The organism is Neptuniibacter halophilus (assembly GCF_030295765.1).
Classification (GTDB): domain Bacteria; phylum Pseudomonadota; class Gammaproteobacteria; order Pseudomonadales; family Balneatricaceae; genus Neptuniibacter; species Neptuniibacter halophilus.
The window spans coordinates 716,617-730,681 of sequence record NZ_AP027292.1 but is presented as its reverse complement, the minus strand read 5'-3'; the positions used below and the strand labels follow the sequence as shown (position 1 = coordinate 730,681).

Sequence of the window (14,065 nt, the reverse complement as noted above, 5' to 3'; positions counted from 1 at the left end):
ACAGAACAGGTAAACTTTAGCGGTTTCTAATCTTTTGCCCAAGGTACTGGTGTAAAGGCCAGGAATAAAGCGATCCAATGACAGAATACCTTCTGATCGTCATCAGCACCGTGCTGGTTAACAACTTTGTACTGGTTCAGTTCCTCGGACTGTGCCCGTTTATGGGGGTTTCCAATAAGCTGGAAACAGCCATGGGTATGTCGCTGGCTACCACCTTTGTACTGACGTTGTCCTCGGTCTGCAGTTATCTGGCTTATACCTACCTGCTGCAGCCACTGGATCTGGGGTACCTGCAAACCATCACCTTTATTCTGGTGATCGCTGTTGTTGTACAGTTCACCGAGATGGTGGTGCGTAAAACCAGCCCGCTGCTGTACAAAGTGCTGGGTATCTTTCTGCCCCTGATTACCACTAACTGTGCGGTACTCGGTGTAGCGCTGCTGAATATTAAAAAGCTGAACGGCTTTATCGACTCCATTGTCTATGGTTTCGGTGCTGCGGTCGGCTTCTCTCTGGCACTGATTCTGTTCTCGGCCATGCGTGAGCGTATTGCGGTGGCTGATGTGCCGGTACCTTTCCAGGGAGCGGCGATCGGTATGGTCACCGCAGGCCTGATGTCCCTCGCCTTTATGGGCTTCACCGGTCTGGTACAGATTTAGGAGCCGACCGTGACGATAATTCTGATTGCGATTTTTGCCCTGCTCGGCCTGGCACTGGTATTTGGCCTTCTGCTCGGTTTTGCCTCAGTCCGTTTCAAAGTGGAAGGCAACCCGCTGGTCGACCAGATTGACGGTATTTTGCCTCAGACCCAGTGTGGTCAGTGCGGCTACCCGGGCTGTCGTCCCTATGCCGAAGCGATTGCCGAGGGTGATGCGATTAACAAATGCCCGCCGGGCGGTCAGAGTACCGTCGAGGCGCTGGCAGATCTGCTGGATGTTGAAGCGATTCCTCTTGAAGGTGGGGCGGAAGAGGAACCTGTTCGCAAGGTTGCCTATATCCGTGAAGATGAATGTATCGGCTGCACTAAGTGCATTCAGGCCTGCCCGGTGGATGCGATCCTCGGCGCGGCCAAGCAGATGCACACGGTGATTGAGTCTGAATGTACCGGTTGTGACCTGTGTGTCGAACCCTGCCCGGTTGACTGTATAGATATGCTGCCTGTTGAAACAACCCTGAACACCTGGAAGTGGGATATGCCGAAACCGGGTGTAGAACTGATCGTAACTGACCGCCGTGGTGATGTGTCTGAGCGGGGTGCTGCCTGATGAGTACCCAGTTTGCTTTTCATGGTGGTGTTCATCCGCCGGAAAATAAACGCCAGTCCACGGGTGGCCCGATTCAGGTTGCCCCGATCCCGGAACGGCTGATCGTGCCGCTTTCACAACATATTGGCGCACCTTCTGAGGTGGTGGTCAGTGTGGGTCAGCGGGTACTTAAAGGTCAGGTGATTGCGGAAGCGGTGGGGCGGATCAGCGTAAATGTTCATGCACCCAGCTCCGGGGTGGTCGAAGCGATCGAATCACGCCCGGTACCACATATTTCTGGTATGAGCGCGCCGTGTGTGGTAATCCGTACCGATGGACAGGATGAGTGGTGTGAACATCAGGGACTGGAAGATTACAAAGCGGTTCCCAAGCAGGAACTGATCGATTTTATCCGTCATCATGGCATCAGCGGCATGGGTGGTGCGGGTTTCCCTACCGACGTTAAATTGCATCTGGGCGATGATCATATCGTTAATACCCTGATCCTTAACGCGATGGAGTGTGAACCTTATATCACGGCTGACGATATGCTGTTGCGGGAGTACGCTGAACAGGTGGTGAAGGGGATCGAAGTGATCGCTCATCTGTTACAGCCGCACCATGTGATGATCGGCATTGAAGATAACAAGCCCCAGGCGATTCGTGCTCTGGAGCAGGCGGTGACCCATTCGCCGTTGACGATCGATATCGTCGTGGTGCCTACCGTCTATCCTTCCGGCGGTGAAAAGCAACTGATCAAACTGCTGACCGGTATCGAGGTTCCGAGCGGCAAGATTCCGGCGGATGTCGGTATCGTCTGTCAGAATGTGGGTACGGCCGCGGCGATTCAGGAAGCGGTGGCAGAGGGGGTTCCTCTGATCTCACGTATTGTTACCCTGACCGGTGACGCCTTGGGCCATCCGCACAACATGCGGGCGCTGATCGGTACACCACTGGAAACCCTGTTGCAGGCTGCTGAGGTGAAATCAGCAGAACTCTACCGCCTGGTCGTCGGTGGGCCGATGATGGGCTTTACCGTGGATACATCGGCCATTCCGATGATCAAAACCACTAACTGCATTATCGCTGCCACGGAAGACGAGATGCCTCCAGCACCTCCGGCCAATCCATGTATTCGCTGCGGTATGTGTGAACAGGTTTGCCCGGCAGAATTGCTGCCGCAGCAGTTACACTGGTTTGCCAAAGGTAAAGAGTTCGACAAGGCCAAGCACCATAACCTGTTTGACTGTATCGAGTGTGGTGCCTGTTCCTACGTTTGCCCGAGTAATATTCCGCTGGTGCAGTACTACCGTTTTGCCAAAGCTGAGATTCGTGCGGAAGAGGAGCAGCAACGTAAAGCCGAGCATGCCCGTATCCGTTTTGAAGCGCGTCAGGCACGTCTGGAGCAGGAGAAAGTCGAGAAAGAGCTGCGCCGCAAACAGCGGGCTGAAGAAGCCGCTAAAGCACAGGCAGTGAAAAAAGACAAAGCGGCCAGTGTTGCTGAAGAGAAACCGGCAGCCTCGGCTGAGCCTGATCTGAAGACACTGAAAACCGCAGCGGCCGTTTCCCGGACCAAACTGAAGAAAGCTCAGAAAGCGCTGGCTGATGCTGAATCTAAAGGACTGGATGGTCTGGATCAGCTACGTCAGACCGTGACCGAACTGGAAGCCAAAGCGGAAGCGGCTGAGACCGCCTACCAGCAGGCTCAGAGCGCGCCTCCGGCTGCCCCGGTGGTTGATGTCAAGCAGCTCAAAACCAACGCGGCAGTGGCGCGTACCAAGCTTAAGCAGGCTGAGAAAGCGCTGGCAAAAGCGCAGGAGAGCGGGGCGGATAATATTGCCGAACTGGAAGCACGTCTGGCCGAGCAGAAAGCGAAAACCGAAGCCGCACAGACCGCTTACGATCAGGCGGAATCCGGCAGCGCTCCGGCGGCAGCGCCTGCAGTGAATCTGGATGAGTTGAAAGCGACGGCCGATGCGGCGCTGGCAAAAGTAGAAAAAGCCCGTCAGGCACTGGCTGCTGCTGAAGCGTCCGGTAGTCCGGCCGTTGATAAAATGCGTGCAGGGGTTGAAAAACTTCAGTCTAAGTACGCTGAGGCACAGGCAGAATATGATCAGGCGGCTGGTGCCGGAGCGGCCCGGCCGGCCGTTGATAACCGTGCAGAACTCAAAGCCGATATGGACGCTTTACAGGCCAAAGTCGAGAAAGCCCGACAGGCACTCGCCGATGCCGAAGCCTCCGCGAGTCCGGCGGTCGAGAAAATGCGTGCCGGGGTCGACAAGCTGCAGAGCAAATATGATGCAGCCAGGTCTGAATATGAGCAGGCTGAAGCCGCGTTCAGTGCTGCACCGGCGGCTAACGCTCAGCTTGATGAGCTGCGCAGTGATCTGGAAGCGATGCAGGCGAAAGTGGCGAAAGCGCGGGATGCGCTGGAAAAAGCGATCGTTTCCGGTAGCCCGGCGGTTGAAAAGATGCGTGCGGGTGTCGACAAACTGGCCGCTAAGCAGACTGAGCTGGAGCAGGAATATCTGCAGGCAGGCGGTGAGCGGGTGGTTGAGGAGACTCAGCCCGAGGTTGACCCGAAAGCCCTGAAACAGCAGGTGTCGATCATGCGCACCAAACTGAAGAAAGCACAGGCTGCGCTGGAAGCGGCAGATCCATCTGAGCAGGCGGAACTGCAGGCGGAGGTCAATCGTCTCGAAGCCTTGCATGAGGAAGCAAAAGAGGCCTTTGATGCTTATGAGCAGAAGCAGGTTAACCTCGCCGCCGCAGAAGGGATCGATCTGAAACAACTGAAAATCGATGCTGCCATGGCGCGTGCTGCGGTGACTAAAGCGGAACGGGCATTGAGCAAAGCGCGTGAAGAGAATACCGAAGAACTGCCGGGTATCGAGCAGCAGCTCGTGGCTGCCCAGCAGGAAGCGGAACAATTAAACCAGACTCTAAGTCGTTTTACCGATTAAGGATTGTGTGACCGATGGCGCTGATACGTACCAGCTCCCCTCATCTTCATAAGGCCAGCAGTACCTCTGATGTGATGCGTCTGGTGGCGCTTGCCACCCTGCCGGGCCTGGCGGCGATGACCTTTTTCTTTGGTTGGGGAACGTTGATCAATGTGATCTGGGCAGTCCTGCTGGCGGTTCTGTTTGAGGCCGCCATCATCAAACTGCGTAAACGTCCTCTCGGCTTTTACCTGAAAGATTACAGTGCGGTGGTTACCGCGTTATTGCTCGGGTTGGCACTGCCCCCGTTTGCCCCCTGGTGGGTCACATTGGTGGGGGTATTCGTAGCGATTGTGATTGCCAAGCATCTCTATGGCGGTCTGGGTCAGAATCCCTTTAATCCGGCCATGGTCGCTTATGCACTGCTGCTGGTTTCGTTTCCGGTACAGATGACAAGCTGGACCATGCCGTTCGTTATGATTGAGGGGGGCGAAAGCTGGAACGTACTGGGGTTTGCAGACACCCTGAGCCTGATCTTCGGTTCACTGGATCAGACCCTGATCGACAGCTACTCCGGCGCCACGCCCCTGGATGCCATGCGTCATCGTGGCGGTCAGACCACCGAAGAGGTGTGGAGCAGTGTGCCGGTGCTGGCCAATGGTATCGGTGCGTGGCATGCAGTCAGTGCGGCTTACCTCATGGGTGGAATTTTTCTGTTCTACCGTAAGGTATTTACGCTGCACACACCGGCATCGATTCTGATCACGCTGGGTGTGGTTGCATCGCTTTTCTATCTGCTGGACCCATACAGCTATGCGGATCCGTTTTTCCATCTGACGGCAGGGGCGACCATGCTCGGGGCATTCTTTATTGCCACCGACCCGGTTACTTCAGCGACCAGTAACAAAGGTAAGATTATTTTCGGTATCGGTATCGGCCTGCTGATCTTCATCATCCGTGACTGGGGTGGTTATCCGGATGCGGTCGCGTTTGCCGTACTGCTGATGAATCTGGCAGCACCCTTTATCGATCAGTACACTCAGCCCCGCTCTTACGGCCACGCCCGTGCCAAGCGCGGCATGAAGGGAGGCGCATAATGCAGCTTTTCAGTGCAATGAAAACCAGCACTCTGGCGATCAGTCTGTTTGCTGTGGTCTGCGCTGCGATTATTGCGGTGACTCAGGTCACTACGGCCGATAAAATCTCGCGTAATGAGCGTGAACAGAAAGCCCGGGCTCTGTATGAGATTGTGCCTCGTCAGAGTATCGATAATGACCTGCTGGAAGATACCCTGGAGCTGGTCGCGCCGGAGATTACCGGCGATACTCAACCGGTTATCGCTTACCGGGCACGTAAGGCTGGCCGGGTGACAACGGTGATTCTGCCGCTTGTTGCTCCGGATGGCTACAGTGGTCGAATCGATTTGATTGCCGGGTTTAATGCGGATGGCAGCGTAGCGGGTGTGCGGGTACTGGGCCATAAGGAAACACCGGGCCTGGGAGATAAGGTGGATACCAAGAAATCCGCCTGGGTGTTCAGCTTTAACGGTCTCGCCAAGCAGGGGACTGATGACCCGCGCTGGGCGGTGAAGAAAGATGGTGGTCAGTTTGACCAGTTTACCGGTGCAACGATCACCCCGCGCGCCGTAGTCAACGCAGTTTCCCGCGGGCTGGATTACTTTGCAGCAAACCGGACCCATCTGCTGCAGCTAAGCCCGGAACACACAGCAGAGGTAACTAACTGATGTCAGCGGATTACAAAAAAATCACTCTGGATGGCCTCTGGGGTAATAACCCGGCACTGGTTCAGCTACTGGGGCTCTGTCCGCTGCTGGCGGTGACCGGTTCTGTGGTCAATGCGATCGGTCTCGGGCTGGCCAGTACACTGGTACTGATGGGCTCCAACCTGACGGTGTCAGCCTTTCGGAAGTTTGTGCCGGATTCCGTCCGCCTGCCTATTTTTGTGATGATCATCGCCTCGTTTGTAACCGCCATCGAACTGCTCATGAAAGCGTTTACCTATGAGCTTTACCTGATTCTGGGGATCTTTATCCCGCTGATCGTAACCAACTGCGCGATTATGGGCCGTGCGGATGCGTTCGCCTGTAAAAACCCGGTTAAAGCCTCCCTGCTGGATGGTCTGATGATGGGCCTCGGCTTCTCTGCGGTACTGATTCTGCTCGGGGCGATGCGTGAAGCACTGGGTCTTGGTACCCTGTTCAGCGATATGCAACTGCTGTTCGGCCCTGCGGCTGAAAGCTGGAAAATCACTCTGGTTGAAGATTACACAGGTTTCCTGTTTGCGGTGTTACCACCGGGTGCCTTTGTCGGTATGGGGCTGCTGATCGCCCTGAAGAACATTATCGACAGCCGCCTGCAACAGCGTAAGGCGGAAGTGGCTTCTGACCCGGGTTCCCGGCCGGAGCGAGTGCGGGTAACCGGCTGAGCGCACTATTCGACTAAAGGCGTTTGCTTTTTTTAGCAAGGCTTCATTAACATGGCCCCATTCAATTGTTGTTTCATGGATGGGGCTATGATCTTACCTGAGTTTTCTCTGCAGCGGTCGCTGCGTATCTCTTCGCTATTCCTGCTCGTATTATCGCTTGCCGGCTGCGTGACGTCGGTCCATAAAGGCCAGCATGAGCATCTCCAGACTTCGCTGGCTTCTCAGGAGAATCATCAGTTGCTGATGACCACTGCGGATATTCAGATATTTGAACTGGGTGTCAGCAGTGCTGAGGAGGTACCTGAGTGGACACAGACCGGTACCGAACTGGTGACTGAAGCTGTAACCGCAGAGTTCTCTGGTCTGGAAAAATTTCGGGTAGTGGGTCAGCCCGAGCTCAGCGGGGAAGAAAAGCAGCTTCTGGAGCAGTACGCTGAACTCTATTACCCGGTGGTTGAATCAGAGATCACCCGTAACCGCCATCCCGCCTGGAATCAGGACGCGCTGAGCACGAAAACGACACTGGGGCCTGGGTTGGCCTTTCTAAACGAAAAATATGGCCTTAATTACATCGTTTTTACTTCGGGGCAGGATTACATCAGTACCGAGGGGCGTAAAGCCGCGATGGTGGCAGCGGCTATTTTTGGCGTGGCGATTCCTATGGGGTTCTCCTATCTCACTGTCGGGATTGTTGAGACGGAAACCGGCAATGTTATCTGGAACAATTTTGTTTTCTCACAGGAAGTTGGATTCCTGACTGAGGAAGATGTCCAGAAGTCAGTCATCAAGGCGCTCGAAACTCTGCCTGCTGAGGCGGTAGGACGCACTGCAGTGGTTCAGGTGGCTGGTAAATAGCAATGGCGAATCGCATTACCCTTATTTGCCTGATTCTGCTGTTAGCCGGCTGTAAATCTACACAAATTAAGTCTTTTCAAAGTGGAGATGAGATTGCTGCGGATACGGAAGGAGAGACCCGTTTGTGGTATCAGGCTGAAAAGTTTGATACCGCGATGGTTAAAGGGCGAAAAATTCCTGACTATCCGGATATTCAGGGCTATCTTCAGGCAGTGATGGACCGGCTCTACCCCGAGTTTCAGGGCAGTATCAGGGTTAATCTGCATAAGGCTCCGGTATTGAATGCATTTGCGCTTCCCAATGGCAGCATTTACATCAATATGGGTATGCTGACTTCACTGGAAAATGAGGCGCAGATCGCATCGGTGCTGGCACACGAAGGAGTCCATTTTCTTCAGAAGCACGGTGCGAAGCAGAGGGTTTACAATCAGAACAGTCAGGGCTGGGCGCTGGCTGTATCAATGATGGGTGTTCCTTTTGCCGGACAGTTAGTCGCTCTCAACTCCATGAGTGGTTACTCACAGGAGCATGAAACTGAAGCAGATAATCTGGGTTTTATTCGCCTCAGGCAGGCGGGTTACGATACCTCTGAAGCGTCCCGGGCGTTCGAAATTCTCGCCCGTGAGGTGAAGGCTGAGGACGTGGATGAACCCTATTTTTTTGCCAGCCATCCCAAATTACAAAGCCGGATCGAAAACTTTCAGCGTTTACATGAGGCTGAGGGGAGTGCCGGCGGAGAGGTTGGTTTCTCTGCTTACCAGTCTGTAGTAGGGCCTGTCAGAGAAAGTGTTTTACGTGAAAAGCTTGCTGCCGGTAAGGTCCGGGCTGTTCTGGCGACGCTCGAGGATGAAGCGTCGAAACGATTATATCCGGAACATTTTGATTTTCTGATGGGCCTTGCGCTGTTGAAAAAAGAGGATCAGGAAAGTCATTTAAAGGCGGAAGAGCATTTACTGGCCGCACTGGATCAACAGCCGGGCTACGCTGCTGCACACAAAGCGTTAGGCTTTTATTATCTGAAAACTGAGCAGCAGGAACAGGCCGTCAGTCATCTGCAAAACTATCTGAAGTTCGCCTCTGAAGATGAAGACACTGCTTTTGCGGAATTCTATTTAAATAAGTTGATGTAAGAAAGGAATCCAATCAATGAAGAAAATCATCGTTGTTGCTCTTGCGTTAATGCTGGCAGGTTGTCAGGCATTCACACGCTTGCCGGATGCTGAGTCCAGTGTCAGAAATGGTGCCGGTTCGTTCGAGGTCCGGGTTCCGGGTGGTTGGGTACAGTACAACAGTTCAGTCCCCGGAGAATTGATTATCACCAAAGATGGCCTGTCCCTTCAGAAGATTGGCTTTATTCAGACTGAGCTGGAAAAGCCCTTTGCTGCACTGGAAATTAAGCTGGCTGAGAATGCGTTGATCACGGAGATCGCCGAACATTATATTGAAGACTACAAAGCCCGTCTTGCGGGTGCGACGGTTGAACAGGAGTCTCTGGAGCCTGTTATGCTGCTTGGAGAGGATGGGTTCAAAATGCACCTCAACGCCGTTACCACGGCAGGTCTTGAATATAAAATCCTGGTATACGGTACCCTGAAAGATAAGCGATTCTATAGCATGAGCTATCAGGCGCCTGCCCTTTATTTCTTTGATAAAGAGTTAGCTGAATTTGAAGCGATGGCGGGTTCCTTCAGATTAGTTAATTAAGGAAGCTGCGAACAAGTTCTGTTGGTGCTCTGCATGCCCTGAAGTCTGTAGATGTAACGCGCAGTTCACCGTTAATGGCCTTAAGCCACTACGCGGTTGAAATTGGCCCCCCGCAGAATTGTTTTCTGCGGGGGCTTGCTTTAGGCTTTGCTCTTGTCTTTCCACTGTTTCTGAGTCAGGAAAATCGAGTGAGCCGGCCTGTTCCCGTAGTGATATGTGACGATTCCCGTTTAGCACGTAAGCAGATGGCCTCGGCCCTGCGGGGTTGGAACGTAGAAGTAACGTTTGCCGAACATGGTCTTGAAGGGCTTGAGGCGGTTCGCGCCGGAAAAGGTGAGATTCTGTTTCTGGATCTGACTATGCCGATTATGGATGGCTACCAGGTGCTGGAGCGTATCCGTCGGGATGATCTGCCAGCCATGACGATTGTGGTGTCTGCTGATGTGCAGCCGGAAGCGCGCAAGCGGGTATTGCAACTGGGCGCGCTCGAATTTATCAAAAAACCTACCACGCCTGAGTCGATCACCGAAGTGCTGCAGCAATTTGGGTTACTCAGTGAGCTGGAGCACCCTTCTGATACTTCTGATAGCCCGGACAATCTGATTGCCTTGCCAGAGTATTATCAGGAGGTCTCTAACGTGGCGATGGGGCAGGCGGGTGAGATGCTGGCGCGACTGCTGAATACCTTTATTCATCTGCCGATTCCGGCGGTGACTATGACAGAAGCCGTGGATATTAATGCTCAACTGATTCAGGTACGGCAGTCAGATTGTGACCTGATCAGTCAGGGCTTTATTGGCGGGGGTGTCGCCGGTGAAGCATTGCTGATCCTGCCGAAGGGGAATCTGGCTAAGGTCTCCCGTCTTATGCCGGCCTATGACAGTGGTGAGTTTCGTCGCTCCGAACTGATGATGTCGTTAGCCAATGCACTGATTGCGGCGTTCCTCTCCAGTTTCTCTCAGCAACTCGATCTGGTCTTCAGTAAAGGCACCCCGTTTATCGTGCATGACTATAACGGCATGAACGACCGGATCGAGAAGTTTGCCTCAACCCTGACAATCAGTATCGACTACCGTCTCAGTGAGCATGACTTTGAGTGCGAACTGTTGCTGGTGTTTACCCCGGACTCTCTGCCCCGGTTACAGAAAATAGCGAGTTACTTCTGATGAACAGCTATGACTTTCAGGATATCGATGAACTGCACTGGACTCTGGGGCTGATTCAGAATCTGGAGGTAGGTCTGCTGGTCGTGGACCGGGCGGGTACGATCAAGCTCTGGAACGGGTTTATGGAGAACCACTCCGGCGTAGAAGCCCGTAAAGTCTGTGGTCAGCACCTGTTCAGCCTGTTCCCCGAGCTGCCGGAAAGCTGGCTTCAGCATAAGATTGAGTCGGTATACCTGTTACGTAATCCCGCTTATATCTCCTGGGAGCAGCGACCTTATCTGTTCCATTTCAAGAGTAACCGGCCGGTCACCGGTCAGGCGCGTTATATGTATCAGAATATCACCCTGATTCCGCTTAACTCACCCTCGGGGGAGGTGGATCATATCGGGATTCTGATCTACGACGTGACTGATACGGCGATGGGTCAGCTGGCGCTGAAACAGATGAACCGCAAACTGGAAAACCTGAGCCGTGAAGATCGACTGACCGGCCTGTTTAACCGGGGTCACTGGCAGGAGTGTCTGGAGCAGGAGTTTGAACGTTACCAGCGCAGCCAGTTGCCGACTTCACTGGTGATTTTTGATATCGACCACTTCAAAAAGGTTAATGATACCTACGGCCATCAGGCGGGCGATGAAGTGATTAAGATGGTAGCGAAAACCCTTCAGGAGCAGGCACGTAAAACCGATGTGCTGGGACGCTATGGCGGTGAGGAGTATGTGGCGTTACTGACCGGCACCAACGGTGAGCGGGCAATGATTTTTGCTGAACGCCTGCGTGAGCGGGTAGAATCGGTCATTCTTCCCTATGGGGCTGACCGGATTCAGGTAACCATCAGTCTTGGGGTGTCTGAACTGAGTTTTCGTCAGGGGAGTTCTCAGGTATGGCTGGAAGAGGCCGACCGCGCCCTGTATCAATCCAAGCAGAACGGGCGCAATCTGGTGACCCTGTTTGATGAAGACGAATAACCGCTGCTACCAAGTTTAAACCGCAATGAATAAACAGAAACGTTACGAGATTTTCTCCCGCTGGCGCGAAGATAACCCGAACCCGACCACTGAACTGGAATACAGCACTCCCTTTGAGCTGCTGATTGCGGTGATTCTCTCTGCTCAGGCGACGGATGTTGGGGTGAATAAAGCGACCCGCAAGCTCTATCCGGTGGCAAATACGCCCGAGGCGATCTATGCGCTGGGCGTGGACGGCCTGAAGGAATATATCAAGACCATCGGCCTGTTTAATGCCAAAGCGGAAAATGTGATCAAAACCTGCAAGGCCCTGATCGAAAAGCATCACTCCGAGGTGCCTGATACCCGCGAAGCGCTGGAAGCGCTGCCCGGTGTGGGCCGTAAAACCGCCAACGTCGTCCTCAATACCGCTTTTGGCCAGCCGGCTATGGCGGTGGATACGCATATTTTCCGGGTCTCAAACCGTACCCGAATCGCTCCGGGAAAAAATGTAAATGAGGTTGAGCAGAAGCTGCTGCGGTTTGTGCCTAAGGAGTTTCTGCTGGATGCCCATCACTGGTTGATTCTGCACGGCCGTTATACCTGTGTGGCACGTAAGCCGAAGTGCGGCTCCTGTCTGATTGAAGATCTGTGCGAGTTTAAAGAGAAGACCGATTTCTGAGCGACCGGTCTGCGCAGTTATCCAGATTTATTGTGGATAACTTCATGGATAAGTTTTGGGCAGATCGCTGCAGAGCCGATAGTCTCTACAGCTTCAGCATTTTGATGGATATCTATTCATATTTGAAATCGCTTATTTTTCATTGGCTTAAAAGTAAGCAGTGTGCCCAGGGCCGGGTTGGTTGAAAAATATCCACAATCATTCGGGGACAGGCTGGCGGTGTGGATCATATTTTCCGGTATTATTTCTGATCGACCTTTCATGTTCCGCGTAATTTATATTCTTGCGCGTAAGTGAATCCTTACCGATATAGGTGCGAGCGGGTGTCATTTATGGACGCAACAGGGCAACAGGGGCAGTGATGGCAGACTGGTTTGTGTATATCTTACGCTGCGCTGATGGCAGCCTTTATACCGGTGTGACCACCGATCTGCAGCGTCGTCTGAGGCAACATAATGGCGAGCTGGTTGGGGGGGCTAAATACACCCGGTTGCGACGCCCCGTCGAACTGGTCTGGCAGGAGCCGCATCCGGACAGGTCTGCGGCCTGTAAACGTGAGTCTGCGATTAAGAAGTGGCCACGACAGGCAAAACTAAAACTGCTCTGATTTCACCTCCTGAGCATTTCTGAATCGGGCAGGCCGGCCCTCTCGAACCTGGGTTCACCGGCCTGCCACCTCTTCAGGGTGCCAGAAAAGTGCTCTCCTTACTGGCAATGAAGCCGGCCTGATTAAACTCAAAATGGATCTGATTACGTGATTGCATGGGAGCTTTCTGACTACAGAGCTGGTAGTGGATAACCCGGTTACCGGGTTGCAGATCGATCAGAAGCGGGCCGGAGACGGTCAGGTTCAGTCCCGGCTCTGCGGTTCTGACAGCCAGTTGCAGTTGTTTCAGATCCGGATTAAAGCGCTCCAGTTCTACCCGGTAACGGTTGCAGATCCGGTTGCCTTCCATCTGGTAGAGTTCACCCCGTTCGCGGGCGATCTCAATCAGCAGATCAGTTCGCTGGCCGAGGCCATAGACGACAGCCCAGAGCGTGACAACCAGCACCGACAGATAACCGAGCAGACGAGGGCGCAGCATCGGGCTGTGTTCTTCCTGCCGGGGTAGCATCGTGGTATTGAGCTGCTGTTCTGAATAGAAACCGATCAGCCCGCGATCCCGGCCCAGCTTATCCATAACCTGATCGCAGGCATCGATGCAGGCAGCGCAGTCGATACAGGCGGCCTGCAGACCGTTGCGTATATCGATCCCGGTAGGGCAGACCTGAACGCAGATGCCGCAATCGACACAATCACCTTCAGCGGATTGTGGATGATGTTTATCCCGCCGGGGTTCGCCGCGCTGCTGATCGTAACTGACCGTGCGGGTATCCGGGTCGAACATCACTCCCTGAAAACGCGAGTAGGGGCACATATGCAGGCAGACCTTTTCTCTGACCAGCCCGGCATTCAGGTAGGTCAGCAGGGTCATCACGGTCAGCCAACTGATACTGAACCAACTGGCCCGCGCATGTATCAGGTCACTCAGCAAGGTTTCAATTGGCACAAAGTAAGCACTGAAACTGAGGGCCGTGATCAGCGCAACCAGCAGCCAGATCAGGTGTTTCAGGCCACGGCGCAGTAAGCGAAGCGGGGTGAAAGACTGTGCGTCCTGTTTTGCCCGCTGAGATGCGCGGCCCTCGGTGAATTGCTCAATGCGGATAAAAATCCAGGTCCAGATCGACTGTGGACAGGCAAAGCCGCACCATACACGACCCCAGCCAACCGCCATAAAGAACAGCAGGCTGGCACCGGCGATCATCAGGCCCGCCAGAATGGGCAGGTCGTACCAGGACAACTCAGCGCCGAAGAGAAAGATCCGGTGGGCGGCAAAATCAAACATAACCAGCGGCTGGCCATCAATACGCACCCAACCCAGACCGAAAAACAGGCCGATCAGGGGCCAGCTGATCAGACGTCTGAGATTTTGATAGAACCCTTCCACTAAGCGGACATGAAATTTGCCATTACCGGGCAGGGGTGGATCGGATAGCTGGGTCACTGGAATTTTATCGGATGAGGGGTGCATCAGGCGCT

14 protein-coding genes are annotated in these 14,065 nt (G+C 53.8%); 13 read left to right on the top strand and 1 reads right to left on the bottom strand.

The features are described 5' to 3' along the window. The first annotated feature begins 77 nt into the window (after positions 1-77). The 13 genes from rsxA to QUD59_RS03340 all read left to right on the top strand — a co-directional run bounded on the left by rsxA (position 78) and on the right by QUD59_RS03340 (position 12,592). The gene (rsxA, locus tag QUD59_RS03400) at positions 78-659 is read left to right on the top strand and encodes an electron transport complex subunit RsxA (RefSeq protein WP_286239600.1); all 582 of its coding nucleotides are present in this window, start codon (positions 78-80) and stop codon (positions 657-659) included. A 9-nt stretch (positions 660-668) separates the two neighbouring features. Beyond that, entirely contained in the window at positions 669-1,265 is a 597-nt protein-coding gene (gene rsxB / locus QUD59_RS03395; protein WP_286239599.1) for an electron transport complex subunit RsxB, read from the top strand. Continuing rightward, complete coding sequence (gene rsxC / locus QUD59_RS03390; RefSeq protein WP_286239596.1) at positions 1,265-4,207, top strand: electron transport complex subunit RsxC; 2,943 nt, start codon at positions 1,265-1,267, stop codon at positions 4,205-4,207. Before rsxB ends, rsxC begins: the two co-directional genes overlap by 1 nt. Positions 4,208-4,221: 14 nt before the next feature. Continuing rightward, positions 4,222-5,283, top strand: coding sequence for an electron transport complex subunit RsxD (rsxD, locus tag QUD59_RS03385; protein ID WP_286239593.1), 1,062 nt, complete (start codon positions 4,222-4,224; stop codon positions 5,281-5,283). After that, positions 5,283-5,930: an electron transport complex subunit RsxG gene (rsxG, locus tag QUD59_RS03380; protein WP_286239592.1), complete on the top strand. Its 648-nt coding sequence runs from the start codon at positions 5,283-5,285 to the stop codon at positions 5,928-5,930. The genes rsxD and rsxG overlap by 1 nt, the downstream gene beginning before the upstream one ends. Then, positions 5,930-6,631, top strand: a complete 702-nt coding sequence (locus QUD59_RS03375; protein ID WP_286239590.1) for an electron transport complex subunit E — start codon at positions 5,930-5,932, stop codon at positions 6,629-6,631. Before rsxG ends, QUD59_RS03375 begins: the two co-directional genes overlap by 1 nt. 87 nt (positions 6,632-6,718) lie before the next feature. Further along, positions 6,719-7,486 carry a hypothetical protein gene (locus tag QUD59_RS03370; RefSeq protein ID WP_286239587.1) on the top strand — a complete coding sequence of 256 codons (768 nt, stop codon included), beginning with the start codon at positions 6,719-6,721 and terminating at the stop codon, positions 7,484-7,486. Between the two features lie 2 nt (positions 7,487-7,488). Next, positions 7,489-8,616 (top strand): M48 family metallopeptidase, encoded by a 1,128-nt coding sequence (locus QUD59_RS03365; protein ID WP_286239586.1) that lies wholly within the window; start codon positions 7,489-7,491, stop codon positions 8,614-8,616. Between the two features lie 16 nt (positions 8,617-8,632). Continuing rightward, positions 8,633-9,190, top strand: a complete 558-nt coding sequence (locus QUD59_RS03360) for a hypothetical protein (RefSeq protein WP_286239584.1) — start codon at positions 8,633-8,635, stop codon at positions 9,188-9,190. Between the two features lie 188 nt (positions 9,191-9,378). After that, positions 9,379-10,356: a response regulator gene (locus QUD59_RS03355; RefSeq protein ID WP_286239582.1), complete on the top strand. Its 978-nt coding sequence runs from the start codon at positions 9,379-9,381 to the stop codon at positions 10,354-10,356. After that, a complete protein-coding gene (locus QUD59_RS03350; protein ID WP_286239580.1) occupies positions 10,356-11,324 on the top strand; it encodes a GGDEF domain-containing protein in 969 nt (322 codons plus the stop codon). Before QUD59_RS03355 ends, QUD59_RS03350 begins: the two co-directional genes overlap by 1 nt. Before the next feature lie 25 nt (positions 11,325-11,349). Then, a complete protein-coding gene (nth, locus tag QUD59_RS03345) occupies positions 11,350-11,985 on the top strand; it encodes an endonuclease III (RefSeq protein ID WP_286239579.1) in 636 nt (211 codons plus the stop codon). Positions 11,986-12,346: 361 nt separating this feature from the next. Then, a complete protein-coding gene (locus QUD59_RS03340; protein ID WP_286239578.1) occupies positions 12,347-12,592 on the top strand; it encodes a GIY-YIG nuclease family protein in 246 nt (81 codons plus the stop codon). 73 nt (positions 12,593-12,665) lie between these two features. On the opposite strand, the gene ccoG is transcribed toward QUD59_RS03340, so the two are convergent. Beyond that, positions 12,666-14,057 carry a cytochrome c oxidase accessory protein CcoG gene (gene ccoG / locus QUD59_RS03335; protein WP_286239576.1) on the bottom strand — a complete coding sequence of 464 codons (1,392 nt, stop codon included), beginning with the start codon at positions 14,055-14,057 and terminating at the stop codon, positions 12,666-12,668. Positions 14,058-14,065: the final 8 nt, after the last annotated feature.

Bases quoted from the DNA above. Each gene is read 5' to 3' on its own strand.
- rsxA (WP_286239600.1), top strand. From the start codon at position 78: ATGACAGAATACCTTCTGATCGTCATCAGCACCGTGCTGGTTAACAAC.
- rsxC (WP_286239596.1), top strand. From the start codon at position 1,265: ATGAGTACCCAGTTTGCTTTTCATGGTGGTGTTCATCCGCCGGAAAAT.
- rsxD (WP_286239593.1), top strand. From the start codon at position 4,222: ATGGCGCTGATACGTACCAGCTCCCCTCATCTTCATAAGGCCAGCAGT.
- rsxG (WP_286239592.1), top strand. From the start codon at position 5,283: ATGCAGCTTTTCAGTGCAATGAAAACCAGCACTCTGGCGATCAGTCTG.
- QUD59_RS03375 (WP_286239590.1), top strand. From the start codon at position 5,930: ATGTCAGCGGATTACAAAAAAATCACTCTGGATGGCCTCTGGGGTAAT.
- QUD59_RS03370 (WP_286239587.1), top strand. From the start codon at position 6,719: ATGATCTTACCTGAGTTTTCTCTGCAGCGGTCGCTGCGTATCTCTTCG.
- QUD59_RS03365 (WP_286239586.1), top strand. From the start codon at position 7,489: ATGGCGAATCGCATTACCCTTATTTGCCTGATTCTGCTGTTAGCCGGC.
- QUD59_RS03360 (WP_286239584.1), top strand. From the start codon at position 8,633: ATGAAGAAAATCATCGTTGTTGCTCTTGCGTTAATGCTGGCAGGTTGT.
- QUD59_RS03350 (WP_286239580.1), top strand. From the start codon at position 10,356: ATGAACAGCTATGACTTTCAGGATATCGATGAACTGCACTGGACTCTG.
- nth (WP_286239579.1), top strand. From the start codon at position 11,350: ATGAATAAACAGAAACGTTACGAGATTTTCTCCCGCTGGCGCGAAGAT.
- QUD59_RS03340 (WP_286239578.1), top strand. From the start codon at position 12,347: ATGGCAGACTGGTTTGTGTATATCTTACGCTGCGCTGATGGCAGCCTT.
- ccoG (WP_286239576.1), bottom strand. From the start codon at position 14,057: ATGCACCCCTCATCCGATAAAATTCCAGTGACCCAGCTATCCGATCCA.